The 14,944-nt window shown below is 74.8% G+C and carries 16 protein-coding genes; 8 read left to right on the top strand and 8 right to left on the bottom strand.

What is annotated here, in order from left to right:
* Nucleotides 1-159 precede the first annotated feature (159 nt).
* From MTF69_RS34050 to MTF69_RS34060, 3 genes are read left to right on the top strand one after another with little or no spacing between them, the layout of a single operon-like run.
* On the top strand, nt 160-927 hold the full coding sequence (locus MTF69_RS34050) for a glycosyltransferase family 2 protein (RefSeq protein WP_243340229.1): 768 nt from the start codon (nt 160-162) through the stop codon (nt 925-927).
* Nucleotides 924-1,547 (top strand): DUF2064 domain-containing protein, encoded by a 624-nt coding sequence (locus MTF69_RS34055; protein ID WP_243340230.1) that lies wholly within the window; start codon nt 924-926, stop codon nt 1,545-1,547. The genes MTF69_RS34050 and MTF69_RS34055 overlap by 4 nt, the downstream gene beginning before the upstream one ends.
* The gene (locus MTF69_RS34060) at nt 1,544-2,245 is read left to right on the top strand and encodes a bifunctional 2-polyprenyl-6-hydroxyphenol methylase/3-demethylubiquinol 3-O-methyltransferase UbiG (RefSeq protein ID WP_243340231.1); all 702 of its coding nucleotides are present in this window, start codon (nt 1,544-1,546) and stop codon (nt 2,243-2,245) included. Before MTF69_RS34055 ends, MTF69_RS34060 begins: the two co-directional genes overlap by 4 nt.
* An 18-nt stretch (nt 2,246-2,263) precedes the next feature.
* On the opposite strand, the gene MTF69_RS34065 is transcribed toward MTF69_RS34060, so the two are convergent.
* On the bottom strand, nt 2,264-3,379 hold the full coding sequence (locus tag MTF69_RS34065; protein WP_243340232.1) for a serine hydrolase domain-containing protein: 1,116 nt from the start codon (nt 3,377-3,379) through the stop codon (nt 2,264-2,266).
* Nucleotides 3,380-3,465: 86 nt separating this feature from the next.
* Between MTF69_RS34065 and MTF69_RS34070 the strand changes: the two genes are divergently transcribed.
* Nucleotides 3,466-4,347, top strand: coding sequence for an AraC family transcriptional regulator (locus MTF69_RS34070; RefSeq protein ID WP_243340233.1), 882 nt, complete (start codon nt 3,466-3,468; stop codon nt 4,345-4,347).
* Nucleotide 4,348: 1 nt separating this feature from the next.
* On the opposite strand, the gene MTF69_RS34075 is transcribed toward MTF69_RS34070, so the two are convergent.
* Both MTF69_RS34075 and MTF69_RS34080 read right to left on the bottom strand, forming a co-directional pair.
* On the bottom strand, nt 4,349-4,780 hold the full coding sequence (locus MTF69_RS34075; protein WP_243340234.1) for a hypothetical protein: 432 nt from the start codon (nt 4,778-4,780) through the stop codon (nt 4,349-4,351).
* A complete protein-coding gene (locus MTF69_RS34080; protein WP_243340270.1) occupies nt 4,777-5,898 on the bottom strand; it encodes a molybdopterin-dependent oxidoreductase in 1,122 nt (373 codons plus the stop codon). Before MTF69_RS34080 ends, MTF69_RS34075 begins: the two co-directional genes overlap by 4 nt.
* A gap of 315 nt (nt 5,899-6,213) precedes the next feature.
* On the opposite strand from MTF69_RS34080, the gene MTF69_RS34085 reads away from it, so the two are divergent.
* Entirely contained in the window at nt 6,214-7,644 is a 1,431-nt protein-coding gene (locus MTF69_RS34085) for a glycosyltransferase family 87 protein (protein WP_243340235.1), read from the top strand.
* Here the strand turns inward: MTF69_RS34085 and MTF69_RS34090 are convergent.
* Nucleotides 7,617-8,462 carry a chitosanase gene (locus MTF69_RS34090; protein WP_243340236.1) on the bottom strand — a complete coding sequence of 282 codons (846 nt, stop codon included), beginning with the start codon at nt 8,460-8,462 and terminating at the stop codon, nt 7,617-7,619. The two genes, MTF69_RS34085 and MTF69_RS34090, sit on opposite strands and share 28 nt — an antisense overlap.
* A 316-nt stretch (nt 8,463-8,778) precedes the next feature.
* On the opposite strand from MTF69_RS34090, the gene MTF69_RS34095 reads away from it, so the two are divergent.
* Nucleotides 8,779-9,777: a class I SAM-dependent methyltransferase gene (locus MTF69_RS34095; RefSeq protein ID WP_243340237.1), complete on the top strand. Its 999-nt coding sequence runs from the start codon at nt 8,779-8,781 to the stop codon at nt 9,775-9,777.
* A gap of 16 nt (nt 9,778-9,793) precedes the next feature.
* Here MTF69_RS34095 and MTF69_RS34100 read toward each other — a convergent pair whose 3' ends face one another.
* From MTF69_RS34100 to MTF69_RS34115, 4 genes are all read right to left on the bottom strand, one after another.
* On the bottom strand, nt 9,794-10,474 hold the full coding sequence (locus MTF69_RS34100; RefSeq protein WP_243340238.1) for a GNAT family N-acetyltransferase: 681 nt from the start codon (nt 10,472-10,474) through the stop codon (nt 9,794-9,796).
* 100 nt (nt 10,475-10,574) lie between these two features.
* Nucleotides 10,575-11,663 carry a magnesium/cobalt transporter CorA gene (corA, locus tag MTF69_RS34105; protein WP_243340239.1) on the bottom strand — a complete coding sequence of 363 codons (1,089 nt, stop codon included), beginning with the start codon at nt 11,661-11,663 and terminating at the stop codon, nt 10,575-10,577.
* A gap of 301 nt (nt 11,664-11,964) precedes the next feature.
* Nucleotides 11,965-12,357, bottom strand: a complete 393-nt coding sequence (locus MTF69_RS34110) for a molybdopterin-binding protein (RefSeq protein WP_243340240.1) — start codon at nt 12,355-12,357, stop codon at nt 11,965-11,967.
* 280 nt (nt 12,358-12,637) lie between these two features.
* Entirely contained in the window at nt 12,638-13,528 is an 891-nt protein-coding gene (locus MTF69_RS34115; protein ID WP_243340241.1) for a LysR family transcriptional regulator ArgP, read from the bottom strand.
* Between the two features lie 70 nt (nt 13,529-13,598).
* Here MTF69_RS34115 and MTF69_RS34120 point away from each other — a divergent pair, with 70 nt between their 5' ends.
* Nucleotides 13,599-14,234, top strand: coding sequence for a LysE/ArgO family amino acid transporter (locus MTF69_RS34120; protein ID WP_243340242.1), 636 nt, complete (start codon nt 13,599-13,601; stop codon nt 14,232-14,234).
* 279 nt (nt 14,235-14,513) lie between these two features.
* The gene (locus MTF69_RS34125; protein WP_243340243.1) at nt 14,514-14,717 is read left to right on the top strand and encodes a hypothetical protein; all 204 of its coding nucleotides are present in this window, start codon (nt 14,514-14,516) and stop codon (nt 14,715-14,717) included.
* Nucleotides 14,718-14,944: the final 227 nt, after the last annotated feature.

Below are 14,944 nucleotides of genomic sequence, written 5' to 3' on the forward strand. Positions count from 1 at the left end.
GCCACTACCGCTGCTGCTCACGCCGTCACCGCTCATACCGTCCAGCCTCCCACCCGCGGGCGCCGGTCCGGACCCCGGACCGCGTCCGTGGGGGCGACGTCCGCGTTTCGTAAGGAGTCCACGGCCCTTTTGCGCGGCCCCGGTTCCTACGGTGAAACCGTGAGCGAAACCGTGACGGTAGACGTCGTACTTCCCTGTCTGAACGAGGCCGAGGCCCTGCCCTGGGTCCTCGCGCGCATCCCGGCCGGCTGGCGGGCCCTGGTCGTGGACAACGGTTCCACCGACGGCTCCGCCGAGCTCGCGCGGGCCCTCGGCGCGACCGTGGTCACCGAGTCCCGGCGCGGGTTCGGCGCCGCCTGCCACGCCGGGCTGCTCGCCGCCGAGGCGGACGTCGTCTGCTTCTGCGACTGCGACGCCTCGCTGGACCCCGGGCTGCTGACCGGCTTCGTGGCGGCCGTCGCCGCGGGCGAGGCCGATCTGGTGCTCGGCCGACGCCGGCCGCAGGGCCGCGGCGCCTGGCCCGCGCACGCCCGGGCCGGGAACCTGGCGCTGGCCCGGCTGCTCAGCCGCCGGACCGGCCTGCGGCTGCGCGATCTGGGCCCGATGCGGGCCGCGCGACGGGAGGGCCTGCTCGGGCTGGACCTGTCGGACCGGCGCTCGGGCTACCCGCTGCAGATGGTGGTCCGGGCCGCAGACGCGGGCTGGCGGATCCGGGAGGTGGACGTGCCGTACCTGCCGCGCTCGGGGAAGTCGAAGGTGACGGGCACCTGGCGGGGCACCTGGCAGGCGGTGCGCGACATGAGCCGGGTCCTGGCGCAGCCGGCCGACGGCCGTGCTCCCGGCCGGGCCGGAGCGGGCACGCCCTCCGGCGGTGCACCCTCCGGTGGTGCACCCTCCGGCGGTGCACCCTCCGGCGGTGCCCGATGAGCACGACCACCCTGCTGGTGATCGCGAAGGAGCCGGTCCCGGGCCGGGTCAAGACCCGGCTCACCCCGCCGTTCACCCCGGCCGAGGCGGCCGCGCTGGCCGGGGCCGCGCTCACCGACACCCTCGCCGCCGTGGCCGCGGCCCCCGCACGGCGCCGGGTCCTGGTCCTGGAGGGCCGGCCCGGCCCGTGGCTGCCGCCCGGCTTCGAGGTGGTCCCCCAGTGCGCCGGGAGCCTGGACCTGCGGCTCGCCGCCGCGTTCGGGGCCTGCGACGGGCCGGCGCTGCTGATCGGCATGGACACCCCGCAGGTCACGCCGGAGCTGCTCGACGTCGACTGGTCGGCGTACGAGGCCTGGTTCGGGCCCGCCGTCGACGGCGGGTTCTGGGCCCTCGGACTGGCCGTCCCGGACCCCGCGCTGCTGCGCGGCGTACCGATGTCGGTCCCCGAGACGGGCGCGGTCCAGTACGAACGGCTGCGCGCGGCCGGGCTGCGCACCGGCCGGCTGCCCGTGCTGCGTGACGTCGACACCGCCGAGGACGCCCGCCTGGTCGCCGCCGAGGCCCCGGCGGGCGCCTTCGCCGCGCGGCTGGCGAGCCTCACCCGGCCGGTCCTGCGATGACCACGCTCACCTCGGGCGGGGCCCGGCCCGGCGGTCCGGTCACCGCCTGGTCGGCAGACCCGTACACGGTGGCCCTGCGCCGCGGCCGGGGACCGCTCTACCTGCGGCGGGGCGACGGGTGGCTGCTCCCGCTGGACGTGGAGCGCTGGTGCGAGGCTCCGGACGGCGCCGACCGGACGGTGCTGGGCCGCTGCCGGGGCGCCGTCCTCGACATCGGCTGCGGTCCCGGCCGGCTGGTGTCCGCGCTCGCCGCCCGCGGGCACCGGGCCCTGGGCATCGACGTCAGCCCGGAGGCGGTGGCCCGGACCGCCCGCTCGGGCGGCGCCGCCTTGCACCGGTCGGTCTTCGACACCCTTCCGGGCGAAGGGCGTTGGGACACGGCGCTGCTCATCGACGGGAACATCGGCATCGGCGGTGATCCCTCGGCGCTGCTGCGCCGGGCGGCCGAGGTGCTCGCGGTGACCGGCTCGCTGATCGTGGAGTGCGCGCAGGCGGAGAACGGGGCCGACGTGGACGAACGCTGCGAGGTCCGGGTGGCCGACGGCCGCGGCGGCCTCGGTACGCCCTTCCCCTGGGCCCGCGTCGGCCCGGCGGCCCTGGCCCGGCACGCGGAGTCGGCCGGCTGGGCCCGGGCCGGCCGCTGGACGGCGGCGGGCCGGCCCTTCAGCGTACTGACGCGCGGGGCCGCAGCCCCGTAGCCGGGGGGCGTCGCGCCGTCAGTGCAGTCCCGCGTACGCGGCCATGACGATCTCCATGCCGCGGTCGTCCTCCCGCCGGTCCCGGTCGACCATCTGGTTCATGACGTAGGCCACCGTCATCCGTGATGCGGGATCGCTCACGACGAGCGAGCCGCCCCAGCCGCCCCAGCCGAAGGTGTTGCCGAACTTCCCGAAGCCCGCCGTCCAGGACATCGGCGCACCCAGAACGCGGTCCGCGCCGCCGAACACCTCCTGCCAGGCGGGCTCGCACCCCTGGGGGGACAGCAGTCGCACACCGCCGGCCGTGCCGCGGTTCGCCAGTACCGACTGGACCAGGGCGACGGAGCGGGCGTTGCCGAAGCCGTTCACCGCGGGGATCTGCGCACGGCGCCACGCCGGGGAGTTGACGTCCTTGACCCGGACGGCGACGCCGGCGCTCTCCCGGTGTGCGCCGTCCGGTCCGGGCGGCGCGGTGGCGGCGTACTCGTCAGTCAGTGACGGCGGCGCGATGAGCGGTGCGACGCGGTGGTCGTGCTCCGGGAGGAGCCCGATGTGGAAATCCGCGCCCAGCGGCCCGGCCACCTCCTGCGCGAAGAACTCTCCGAGGGTGCGGCCGGTGATGCGGCGGACGATCTCCCCGACGAGGAACCCGAAGGTGAGCGCGTGATAGCCGGCGGCCGTTCCTGGTTCCCATTCGGGCGCCTGCGCGGCCAGCCCTGCCGTCACGCGCTCCCAGTCGTAGAGCTCCTCGACCGCTTGCACGCCGGACAGGTCCGGCAGCCCCGCGGTGTGTGACAGTACGTGCCGCACCAGCACGCCCTCCTTGCCCGCCGCGGCGAACTCGGGCCAGTAGGCGGCGACCGGCGCGGACAGATCGAGGCGGCCGCGGTCGGCCAGGATCAGCGCGCACAGGGCCGTCATGTTCTTGGTCGTCGAGTTCACGGCGGTGAGGGTGTCGCGCTCCCAGCCGACGGAACGCTCCGCGTCGGCGTACCCGCCCCAGATGTCGACCACCGGCTCGCCGTCGAGGTAGACGGCCGCCGAGGCGCCCACGTCGTCCTTGGCCAGCACCCCTGCGAGTGCCTCGTGGACCGCACCGAACCGCGGCTCGCAGTAACCCTTAATGTCGTTCATGGGTGTAAGCCTCGGGCAGCGCCACGGCTTGCCGCCCGACAGTTCCCGCACCGGATGTGTCGGGTGGGCGAGGAAGGACGGACAGCGTGCTGGAGCGGCTGAACCAGGCGTTGGAGCACCTGGAGTCCCGCCTCGACCGGGAGATCGACATGGCCGAGGTGGCCCGGATCGCCGCGGTGTCGGAGTACCACTTCCGGCGGCTGTTGTCCGCGCTCGCCGGGATGCCCCTCGCGGTCTACGTCCGGCGCCGGCGGATGACGCTCGCCGGGGCGGAGGTACTGGCCGGGGAGCTGACGCTGCTCGATGTCGCGGTGCGGTACGGGTACGGCTCGGGCGAGGCGTTCGCCAGGGCGTTCCGGTCGGTGCACGGCATCGGGCCGGGCGAGGCCCGGCGCACGGGCGCGGTGCTCACGGCGCAGCCCCGCATGTCCTTCCGTGTCGTCGTCGAGGGAAGTACGGCCATGCGGTACCGGATCGTGGAGAAGGAATCCTTCCGGGTCGTCGGCAGGAAGGCCCGGGTGCCGCTGGTGCACGAGGGGCCCAACGCGGCTGCCACGGCCCACGTGGAGAGCCTGGACGAGCAGGCGGTCGTGCGGATGAAGGCGCTGGCCGGCCAGGAGCCGGAGGGGATCTTCTCGGCGGTGGTGCACCTGAGCGACAGCCGGGAGGAGGGCGCCGAGGTGGACTACTGGGTCGGTGTGGCGACCGCCCCGGAGACGGCCGCCGAGGAGCTCGACGCCCTCGACGTGCCGGCCGGGACCTGGGCGGTCTTCGACAACCGCGGGCCCTACCCGAGCTCCCTCCAGGAGCTGTGGCGAGACGTGTTCACCCAGTGGTTCCCCTCGAACCCGTACGCGAGCCGGCCGGGTCCGGAGTTCCTCCGGACGCAGCCGGTGGAGATCGGCGCGGAGACCGACTCCCAGCTGTGGATCCCGGTCGAGCGGGGCGGCGGCGGGAGCGCCGACTGAGCTACTTGTCCCCCGATGCCGCCGGGGCGGCTTCGCCGGGTCCGGGCCGTGAGCTGCGCCACCTGCCCACGGCCGCCATCGCCCCGGCGGCGACCGCCACCGCCGCGAGCACCAGGAGCAGGTTCCGTCCGTACGGCAGCGGCAGGGCCGACGGGTTCGGCGGCGTCCCCGGTCGCAGCAGCAGGGGCAGGGTGACCAGTACGAGCACGCCCGCCGTCAGCAGGGCTCCCCGTACGAGGCCCCGCGCGGGCACGGCGGCGACGGCGAGGCCGGCCGCCAGCACGAGGGGCGCGATGATCCCGTCGTGCAGGACGACCGCCCCGCCCATCCACACCAGCACGTCGAGGGGGTCGGGCAGCTCCGCCAGCAGCCGGCCGCCGACGGCGATCAACAGCAGTCCGGCGCCGCCCAGGAGCAGACGCACGCTCTTCACAGCACCTCCAGCAGGGTGACCCATTTGGTCTGCAGGACTCCGGGCCGGTTCGGCGCGATGACGCGCGCCGGGTAGCCGTGGTCGGCGGTCAGGGTCTGGCCGTTCAGTTCCAGCGCGAGCAGGGTCAGCGGGTCCTCGGCGTAGTCGCGGCCCATCTCCATCACCCGGTAGGAGCCGGCCGTTTCCAGCGAGGTGACCCTCAGTCCTGCCCCGGACGGGGCGCCCGCCCGGGCCATCAGGTCGCGGATCCGGACGCCGCTCCAGCGCGCTTCCACGCTCCAGCCCTCCACGCACGCGATCGGCAGCCGCGCCTGCGTCCTGGGCAGGGCGCGGAGTTGATCGAGCGTCAGGGTGTAGGGGGTGGGGCCGCGCACCTCCAGCCGCCAGTCCCGCATCGCCCGCTCTGTGACCCCGGCGGCCGCGGCCGTGCGGTTGACCGGGAGCCCCTGCGGTCCGTGGTCGGGGTGCCGCGGCGCGAGCAGGTCGAGCCGCTTGAGCGGGGTGAAGGACTGGCCGACGGTGGTGAGGGTGACCGCTCCGACGGCCGCGCCGACGCCGAGCATCAGGGAACGCCGGTCCGGACCGTCCTGGGCGGGCAGTCGGAGCGTTCCGGGCGACCGGCGGCTCCAGTGGGCCTTGATCTCGGGGGCTTTGACGGCCAGGTGCAGGAGAATCGAGCCGGTCACGACCCAGGCGAGCGCGAAGTGCGTCTGGATGAAGCCGAACGGCCACGGGTACCACTCGGCGATGTTGAGGAGTCCGGTGAAGACCTGGAGGACGGCGGAGGCCACCAGCACCGCCACCGACAGCCGCTCCAGCCCGTGCCGGACACCGCGCACCGGGGGCCATACGAACAGCCTCGGGTACACCGTCCACAGTTTGGCCAGCAGGAGCACGATCGCCGCGAGCCCGGTGGCGATGTGCAGGCCCTGGCTGAGCCGGTAGCCCCAGACCGGGCGGCTGGGCAGCGAGTCCGCGGCCCAGCCGGGCGGGTGCTGGAGGTAGTGGCTGATCAGGCCGGTCGCGAAGCAGACCGCGAAGGCCACGCCGAGCCAGCGGCCGATGGCCGTGGCGGTGCGGGCGTCGTGCAGCCGGCCTCCGAAGGCGGGCGGGCGCAGCGGGAAGCGGGGGCCGGGTTCCGGCGGGGTGGGGGGCGGCGACGGGGGCGGAGGTGGGGGCGGCGGAACGGACGGGGGCACGGACGGAGGTGGGGGCGGCGGAACGGACGGCGGCACGGACGGAGGTGGGGGCGGCGGAACGGACGGCGGCACGGACGGCGGCATGGGCGGCGGCACGGACGGCGGCACGGGCGGAGTCATGCCCTCCATGAGAGCGCCGCCGGGCCCACCGCGGGCGGCCCGACACCTTACGAAACGCGGACGCCGGGCCGGGTCGCCCGCCCGGCGGCGCCCCGCGCTGCCAGGCTGGCCCGTATGGACCACCCCCGCGCCCGGACGCTCCTCACCGTGCTGCTGCTCGCCGCGCTGACCGCCGTGCTCGTGCCCGCCGTCCGCGAGGAGGGCTACTTCGCCGACCCGGCCGGGCTCACCTGGTGGTACGCGGCCGCCTGGACGCTGTTCGGCGCGGCCGCCTGGTCCCTGCGGCGGGTGCCGGAGCGGTACGTGGTCCCGCTCGTGCTGGCAGGTGCGCTGGCCGTCTGCGCCGCGGGGCTCTCCGGGCCGCCGCTGACCAGCACCGATTCCTTCCGCTACGCCTGGGACGGGCGGGTGCAGGGCGCCGGCATCTCCCCGTACGACCACGCCCCCGCCGATCCGGCGCTGCGGGCCCTGCGCGACGACTGGCTGTTCCCGCGCGGCGGGGCCGCCTGCGCCGGGCCCGACCGGGTGGCCGTCGAGCCGGGGGTGTGCACCCGCATCAACCGGCCTTCCGTCCACACCGTCTATCCGCCCGTCGCGGAGGGCTGGTTCGGGCTGGTCCACGCCCTGTCCCCGCCGGGCGTGCGGCACAAGGCCCTGCAGACCGGCGGGGCCCTGCTCGCGCTCGCCGTCACCGGGGCGCTGCTGCTGGTCCAGCGCCGCCGGGGCGCGCGCCCGCGTACCGCCGCGTACTGGGCCTGGTGTCCCGCGGTGGCGGTGGAGGCGGTGAACAACGCGCACGTCGACGTGCTCGCCGTCCTGCTGTCGGTGGCGGCGCTGGGCGTGGTGGTGCGCCGACGCCCGCTCGGCGGAGCCCTGTTCGGGCTGGCGATCGCGGCGAAGCTGCTGCCCGCGGTGCTGCTTCCGGGCGCGCTGGCCGGCGTACGGAGGTGGCGGGACGCGGCGGCGCTGCTGTTGCCCGCGGCCGCGGTGGTGGGCCTGGCGTACCTGCCGTACGTACTGGTCTCGCGCGCGTCGGTCTTCGGCTACCTGGGGGGCTACGCCGAGGAGGAGGGGTACGAGGACCCGGGCGCGGGCGGCCGCTACGCACTGCTGCGCCTGGTGCTCCCGGACTCCTGGTCGGTGCCCGCGGTCGCGGTCGGGATGCTGGCGGTGACGGCGTACGTCTGGCGGCGCGGGGATCCGCAGCAGCCGTGGAGCGCGGCGCTGCTGGTGACGGGAACGGCGTTCCTGCTGATGACTCCGGGGTACTCCTGGTACGCACTGCTGCTGATCGCGCTGGTGGCGCTGGACGGCCGCGCCGAGTGGCTGGGGGTAGCGCTCGCGGGGGCGGCGGCGTACGTCTCGGTGCGCGCGCTGGGCGGGGCGACGATCCCGGTGGCGTACGGGCTGGCGGCGGCCGCCGTGCTCGTGGGGTGGGCGCTGCGGCGGCGGGCGGCGGCCCGGGGCGGCACGGGAGTCCGACCCGGTCCGCCGCCTCACGCTCCTCGGAGCAAGGGTCAGCCGATGTGGAACGGGTCCCCGTAAACCTTCCAGTCCAGGGGGGTGTTGAGGTTCAGGTTGCCCTTCTTGAGCCACACCCGCTGGGCCGTGTCGACGCGGCTGGTGTCGCTGTGCGCCTCCTCCTGCTTCATCGCCCAGACCCGGGCGTCGAGGAAGGCGTTCAGCCAGGTGGTCTCGTTGCCGCCCTGGGCCGGGGGCTTGGCCTTGGAGAGGGCGCGCTTGCGGATGTTGCGGAAGCTGGTGGAGTCGGTGCCGTCGCCGTGCATGACGGTGGCGTCGTAGTAGATGAACTGGCCGAGCACGCCGACTCCGTCGGACTTGCCGCGGCTCACGGACGGGTTGAAGTAGACCCGGTCGCGCTCGTGGTCCTGGGCCTTCTTGAAGACGGAGTCGGAGGCCGCCTTCACCCAGTCCTTGGTGAAGTTGGGGTCGAGGCCGGCGTGCGAATCGCTGCCGTCGACCTTGCGCAGCGCCGGGAGGTACTTGGCGAGCACGTTGCCGGGCTTGATCTGCGTGTAGTACTCGACGAGTTCGAGCATGTCGTGGGTGCCGGAACAGAAGCCGATGATGCCGGCCGTGTAGCCGCGGCCGTCGCCTATGTCCTCGATGTACTTGTACTGCGCCTTCCAGTTCAGCGAGGAGTTCTCGGCGCTGGAGACGATCTGCATGGCGATGTCCTTCTTCACCGGGTCGTCGAGTCCGACGGCGGCGGCCGGAACCTGCGCGGAGGCCGGCGCCGCGGTGGGGGCGACGGCGGTCGCGTGGGCGGTGACGGGCACGGCGAGAAGGGTGGCGCCGAGCAGGGTACTTACGGCCAGTCGCTTGCGGTGGGGGGTGAACACAGTGCCTCCATCAGGGAGTTGACGCACGGGCGACTTCGTTAGGAAACTTTACTACCAGACGTCGCGCCACCTCAAGGGCCCGGCACGGCCCACTCCGGCCGGGCGGATTTCGGCATATCCACCCCTGGCATATGAGAGGCCGCCCGGGGCATACTTACGCAGATGCGGCCCATTCTGGCCGCTGGCAGCGCATATGCACGCTCAATAGCAAGCACACGGCAGTCGCGGGGCACGCCACGGCAGGCACGGGCAAGCCCGCGCGTGGGCGCGAGCACGACGCAGAAACGCGAGCACGACGCAGGAAAGGGAGGCGCCGATGGCCGTCCTCGTCATCGGAGACGCACCCACCGCCGCCATCGAGGCGGCCGGGCTGCGGATCCTCGCACGGCGGACCGACGCCGACGACCCCCTGCCGGCCACCCTCACCGGGATCGACGCGGTGGTCCTCTCCCCCGGCGCCACCCCTGCCGCCCTCCCCCTCGTCGGGCCGGCGCTGGCCGCCGAAGTGCCCGTCCTCGCGCTGGGCGAGGGAACCCGGCTGCTCACGGAGGCCGCGGGCAGGACGGGCGGCGCCGGAGGCCACGGCACCGACCCCGTGCTCGGCGGCGGCTCCGCGCCGCACGGGTTCCGGGTGGGCGCCAGCGCCTGGGGGCTGCCCGTCCTCGACGAGGCCGACTGCGAACTGCTGCGCCGGTTCGCGGAGTTGGTCGCCGGGCGGGCCGAAACCACCGCCACCCGCGCCTTCTTCACGCCCCGGGCCGCCGCCTGGGAGGAGCGGTTCGCCTACCAGACCCCGGCCTACGAGGCCGCCGTCGGCCGGATGCGGCTGCGCCCCGGGCAGCGCGCGCTCGACCTGGGCTGCGGCAGCGGCCGCGCCCTGCCCGCACTGCGGGCCCTGGTCGGGGCCGCCGGCACGGTGATCGGCGTCGACCTCACGCACGCCATGCTCGACGCCGCCGCCCGCGCGGGCCACGGCGGGCCGGCGCGACTGCTGCTCGCCGACTGCGGGCGGCTCCCCCTGCCGGCCGGCGCCGTCCACGGCATCTTCGCCGCCGGGCTCCTGGACCACCTGCCGCAGCCGGCCGCAGCCCTGCGCGAGTGGGCCCGCGTCACCGCCCCGGGCGGTGAACTGCTGCTCTTCCACCCCTCCGGCCGTGCGGAGCGCGCGGCCCGCCACGGCCGCGCCGTCAGCCCCGACGAGCCCGGCGACTTCACCGCCGAACCGAACCTCCGCCCGGCCCTCGAAGCGGCGGGCTGGCACGTGGCCACGTACGAGGACGCCCCCACCCACTTCCTGACCCGCGCCACCCGCTGACCGGGCGGGGCTTGGCTCAGCCGTCGGAGCGGTCGGCGGCGCGGGCCGCCAGGCGGGCCCGCAGGCCCTGCTTCACGTCCGGCCACTCGGGGCGCGTGATGCTGTACACCGCCGTATCGCGGATCCAGCCGTCCCGCATGACCATGTGGTGGCGCAGTACGCCCTCGGGCTTCGCCCCGATCCGTGTGATCGCCGCCCGCGACTTCGCGTTCCGCACGTCCGTGAGCAGCTCGACCCGGTTCATCCCCATCGCCTCGAAGGCGTGCGTCAGCATCAGCAGCTTCGCCTCGGTGTTCGCACCGCTCCGCTGCCAGGACGCGGCGAGGAAGGTCCAGCCGATCTCCAGCCGCCGGTTCGCGGTGTCGATCGCCATCAGCCGGGTGGACCCGATGACCCGCCCCGTCGCCGCGTCCACCGTCGCGTACGGGATCTGCCGGCCCGCCTCCCGTGCCGCGAGCGCGTCCTCGATGAAGCCCCGGACATCGTCCGGGTGCGGGACGATCGTCACCGCGAGCTCCCAGAGGCTGCCGTCGCGGACCGCCTCGCACAGCTCGTCGTGGTGCCGGAGCGACAGCGGCTCCAGCCGCACCCGTTCCCCGGCCAGCTCCGCCGTCGCCGTCGCGGTCGCCGTCGCGGTCGCCGTCTCGGTCGCCGTCGCCGTCGCCGTCGCCGTCGCGTTCGCGTAGACCTGCTGCATGTCCGACCTGCCCGTTCCTGGCGGTTGCGCGCCAACACGCGCGACCATATCGGCGTGGCCGGGCACTCTCACCCGGTTTTCCGCCGCCCCGCCGGGAGGGTCAGAGCCAGCCGTTGCGCCGGAAGCCCCGGTGGATGACGAAGCACGCGACGGCCATCACCCCGAGCACGAGGGGATACCCGTAGGTCCAGTGCAGTTCGGGCATGTGCTCGAAGTTCATGCCGTAGATCCCGCAGACCATCGTGGGGACGGCGATGATGGCCGCCCACGCGGTGATCTTGCGCATGTCCTCGTTCTGGGCGACGGTCACCTGCGCGAGATGGGCCTGCAGTATCGAGTCGAGGAGGGTGTCGTAGGCGCCGATCTGGTCGGTGGCGCGGGTCAGGTGGTCGGCGACGTCCCGGAAGTAGGTGCGCATCTCCGGCGGGATGACCGGGATCGGCAGGGTGCTCAGCTGCTGGAGCGGCCGGCCCAGCGGGGCCACCGCCCTGCGCAGTTCCAGCAGTTCGCGCTTGAGCTGGTAGATCCGGCCGGCGTCACCGTGGCCGCCGTGCTCGCTGAAGACCATGGTCTCGACGGCGTCTATGTCGTTCTGCACCGCGTCCGTGACGGCCACGTACTCGTCGACCACGTGGTCGGCCAGCGCGTGCAGGACGGCGACCGGCCCCTTGGCCAGGTGCTCGGGGAAGGCCTCCAGCTCCTCGCGGACCGACCCGAGGGTGCCCCGGCCGCCGTGCCGGATGGTGATGACGAAGTCGCTGCCGGCGAAGGCCATGAGCTCGCCGGTCTCCACCACCTCGCTGTTCGCGGTCAGTTCCTCGTGCTCCACGTACCGCACCGTCTTGAACACGGCGAAGAGGGTCTCGTCGTAGCGCTCGATCTTGGGCCGCTGGTGGGCCTGGACCGCGTCCCCGACGGCGAGCGGGTGCAGGCCCAGCAGCTCGGCGAGCCCGGCGAGCTCCTCCTGCGAAGGCTCGTGCAGGCCGACCCAGACGAAGCCCTCTCCCGTCTTGCGGACCCGGCGCAGCGCCTCGCCGACATCGGCGTGGCCGTGGCCGTCCTGGCGCACGCCGTCCCGGTACACGATGCAGTTGACGACGGCGCTGCCGAGCGGGGAGCGGACCGGGTGACTGAGGTCGACGGCCCGCCGGTAGCTGCGGCGCACGGCCCGGCGCAGGTTGCTGAACATGGACAACGGACGTACTCCCCTTCGGCGGAACACCGGCCAGTGTGCCACCGGCACGCGGGTCCCCGGACCACGGGGCTACGGAGCTGCGGAGCGGGCGGAGCTACGGAGCGGGCGGAGCGGCGCCCGGCCATGCAGACACGGGGCAGCCCCCGGCTGCGTACCTGCGCACCCCGAGCGGGCCGGGCCGCCGACGCTCCCGGACGCACGCCGGCCCCACGCCGGTCGTACACCGGCTGCACGTCAGCCGCACGTCGGCCGCACGTCGGCCGCACGGGTGTCCTCCGGCGCGAGCAACCGCCGCTCAGGCCCGGTCGATGAAGACGCTCGTGGACTTCACCCGCGCCGTCGCCCTCGCTCCGACCTGAAGGCCGAGTTCCTCCACGGCCTCCCGGGTCAGCAGCGACACGACCCGGTGCGGTCCGGCCTGGATCTCCACCTGCGCGTCGACCGTGCCCAGTTTCACGCCCGTCACGATGCCGGGGAAGGCGTTGCGCGCCGAGGTGTACGCGGCCTCCTCCCCGTCGCCGCCCTCCTGCGCGACCTCCACGCAGAACGCCGCCAGGTCCGGCCCGTCGACCATCCGCCGGGTGCCGTCCCGATGCGTCGGGAACCGTTCCGCGTCGGCCCACCGCCGGGCCGTGTCCACGCTGACGCCGAGCAGCCGCGCAGCCTGGCCGATGGTGTAGGACTCCATGCCCGCAGCCTAAGCCCTCGCCCGGCCGGTCCTCGCAGGCCAAGGGGGCCGGGCCGCGGCCCCGACCCGGCAGCGCCCCGTACGGCTTCCGCCCGCCGGCTGCGACTCCCGCCCGCTAGGTCGTCTCTTTCGGATCTTGCCGGTCAGGCCCGCGTCGTCCGGTGCCGCGCCTCGGCGCGCTGCCGGGGCTCCCGCGTACTGGACGTGCTCGGGCGCCCCGGCAGTGCGGCGAGGTGCGGTGCCGGGCGGCGCGGGCCAGGCAAGATCCGAAAGAGACGGCCTAGGCGAGCGCTGCCGCCCGCGCGACGGCCTCCGCGACCATCGACAGCGCGGGCGAGTCCAGCTTCCACTGCTGCCAGTACAGGGGTACGTCCAGGGTCCGCCCGGGCCCGATCACCACCAGCTCGCCCGCCTCCACCAGCGGGCCGGCCTGTGCCTGCGGCAGCATCGCCCAGCCCAGCCCGGCGACCGCCGCATCGCAGAACCCCTCCGACGTCGGCACGTAGTGGCGTACCTCCGAGGCCCTGGCGCCCGCGTCCCCCGTCACCAGCCGCACGAACTCGTCCTGGAACAGGTCCAGCCGGTCGAACACGACGACCGGCGCCCTGCGGAGGTCCCGCTCCACCGCCTCCCGCAGGTGCCGCGCCGCGAAGGCCGGGCTCGCCACCGGCAGGTACCGCGCGACCCCCAGCCTGCGCACCGTGCACCCGGCCACGGGCGCCGGCTGCGAGGTGACCGCCGCCATCACGCGGCCGTCACGCAGCAGTTCGGTCGCGTGCGCCTCGTCCTCCCGGTGCAGCTCGAAGCAGACCGGCGGATCCTGCGGCACCCCCGTCAGCGCGGGCAGCAGCCACGTGGCCAGCGAGTCCGCGTTGACCGCGATCGGCAGCCGTACCGGCCCCAGGCCCTCCGCCATGCCGAGCTCGGCCCGCGCGTCGCGCTCCAGCCGGACGAGCTGCCGCGCGAAGCGCACGACGACCTCGCCGGACTCCGTCGCCCGTACGGGTTTGGTCCGCATCAGCAGCACCCGCCCGGTCCGCTGCTCCAGGGCCTTGACGCGTTGGCTGACGGCGGACGGGGTCACGTGCAGGGCGGCGGCCGCCGCGTCGAAGGTGCCCTCGTCGATCACCGCGAGCAGGGTCCGTACCTGGTCGACAGGCAGCTCATCCATCACACCGGCTAACGGTACGTAAGAATCTTTAGCTGTACTCCTCGCCTCGCCGCTGCCTACGGTCGAAGACATGACACACGGCATCATCCCGGCGGCCCTCGCGGGCTTCGGCACCGGTCTTTCCCTCATCGTCGCCATCGGCGCCCAGAACGCCTTCGTCCTGCGCCAGGGCGTACGCCGCCAGTCGGTCCTCGCCGTGGTCGCCATCTGCGCCCTCTCGGACGCAGCGCTCATCGCCCTCGGCGTGGCCGGCGTCGGCGCGTTCGTCACCGCCTGGCCGCCCGCCCTCACCCTGGTCGGCCTCGTCGGCGGCGCCTTCCTGATCGGCTACGGGGCCCTCGCCGGCCGCCGGGTGCTGCGCCCCGACCCGGGCGCCGCCCTCGCCGCGGACTCCACCGGCAGGGCCGCCGGCTCCGCCTCCGCCCGGCGGGCCGTGCTGACCTGCCTGGCCATGACCTGGCTCAACCCGCACGTGTACCTCGACACCGTGCTGCTGCTCGGGTCCATCGCGGCGGGCCGGGGCGACCTCCGCTGGGCCTTCGGCGCCGGGGCCGTCCTGGCGAGCCTCACCTGGTTCGGCGCGCTCGGCTACGGCGCCCGGCTGCTCAGCGGCCCGCTCGGCAAGCCCGCGGCCTGGCGGGCCCTGGACGGGCTCGTCGCGGCGACCATGGTCACGATGGGCGGCCTCCTCCTCGCCCGGGCCTGAACCCGGCCGCCGGGGGCGCCGCGTTCCCGGCAACCCCGGCCCCGATGTCCACGGCCCCGAAGTCCGCGGGCGCGGCCCGGCGCAGCCGCCTCAGCCAGGCGCCCGGCAGAACGGGCGCGGGCACGGTCAGCACCGGGCACACCACACGTCGGCGCAGCCGGCCAGCCACCCCGCCCCCGTAGCGGCGGCCGGGCCGGGCTCCGACGACGAGCAGGTCGTCGGGTCGTCGGGTCGTCCGGCCAGCTCGCACAGGGTCCGGCCGGGGAAGCCCCGCCGCACGTGCCGGCGTACGACGGGCACGCCCGCCGGTCGCCGCCGAAGGCCTCCTCGAAGGCCCGGTCGAGGGTCGCGGCGGCCTCCGCCTCCCACAGCGCGGCCCACGTCCGGTCGGGGAACCGGGCGAACATCCCTTCGCCCTCGGGCGGCGAGCCGCTCACCCCGACCACCACGCGGCTCATCGGCTCGGCTCCCGCACGGCCCTGACCAGCCCGTGGACCCAGTCGCGCAGGTTCCCGTGCGCCGACCTCCACTCTGGAGACGGATTGGCCTGCCCAGCAGAGCCAATTCCGAGATCTGGTCTGCCACCGTCCTCCAAGGTCCACCCCATGGACCCTCCCCGAGTGGGTACGGATCACCGTGCCCCACCACCTCACGCCCACATCCACACCTCACACCTCACACCTCGTACGCCATCCCCCGCGCCTCCAGGA

The organism is Streptomyces sp. AP-93, from assembly GCF_022808175.1.
In the GTDB taxonomy this organism is placed as follows: domain Bacteria; phylum Actinomycetota; class Actinomycetes; order Streptomycetales; family Streptomycetaceae; genus Streptomyces.

What these genes read in the sequence shown, in the direction of transcription:
- MTF69_RS34110 (WP_243340240.1), bottom strand. Translation starts at nt 12,357, where the DNA reads ATGGAGTCCTACACCATCGGCCAGGCTGCGCGGCTGCTCGGCGTCAGC.
- MTF69_RS34100 (WP_243340238.1), bottom strand. Translation starts at nt 10,474, where the DNA reads ATGCAGCAGGTCTACGCGAACGCGACGGCGACGGCGACGGCGACGGCG.
- MTF69_RS34055 (WP_243340230.1), top strand. Translation starts at nt 924, where the DNA reads ATGAGCACGACCACCCTGCTGGTGATCGCGAAGGAGCCGGTCCCGGGC.
- MTF69_RS34095 (WP_243340237.1), top strand. Translation starts at nt 8,779, where the DNA reads ATGGCCGTCCTCGTCATCGGAGACGCACCCACCGCCGCCATCGAGGCG.
- MTF69_RS34060 (WP_243340231.1), top strand. Translation starts at nt 1,544, where the DNA reads ATGACCACGCTCACCTCGGGCGGGGCCCGGCCCGGCGGTCCGGTCACC.
- MTF69_RS34085 (WP_243340235.1), top strand. Translation starts at nt 6,214, where the DNA reads ATGGACCACCCCCGCGCCCGGACGCTCCTCACCGTGCTGCTGCTCGCC.
- MTF69_RS34115 (WP_243340241.1), bottom strand. Translation starts at nt 13,528, where the DNA reads ATGGATGAGCTGCCTGTCGACCAGGTACGGACCCTGCTCGCGGTGATC.
- corA (WP_243340239.1), bottom strand. Translation starts at nt 11,663, where the DNA reads ATGTTCAGCAACCTGCGCCGGGCCGTGCGCCGCAGCTACCGGCGGGCC.
- MTF69_RS34065 (WP_243340232.1), bottom strand. Translation starts at nt 3,379, where the DNA reads ATGAACGACATTAAGGGTTACTGCGAGCCGCGGTTCGGTGCGGTCCAC.
- MTF69_RS34120 (WP_243340242.1), top strand. Translation starts at nt 13,599, where the DNA reads ATGACACACGGCATCATCCCGGCGGCCCTCGCGGGCTTCGGCACCGGT.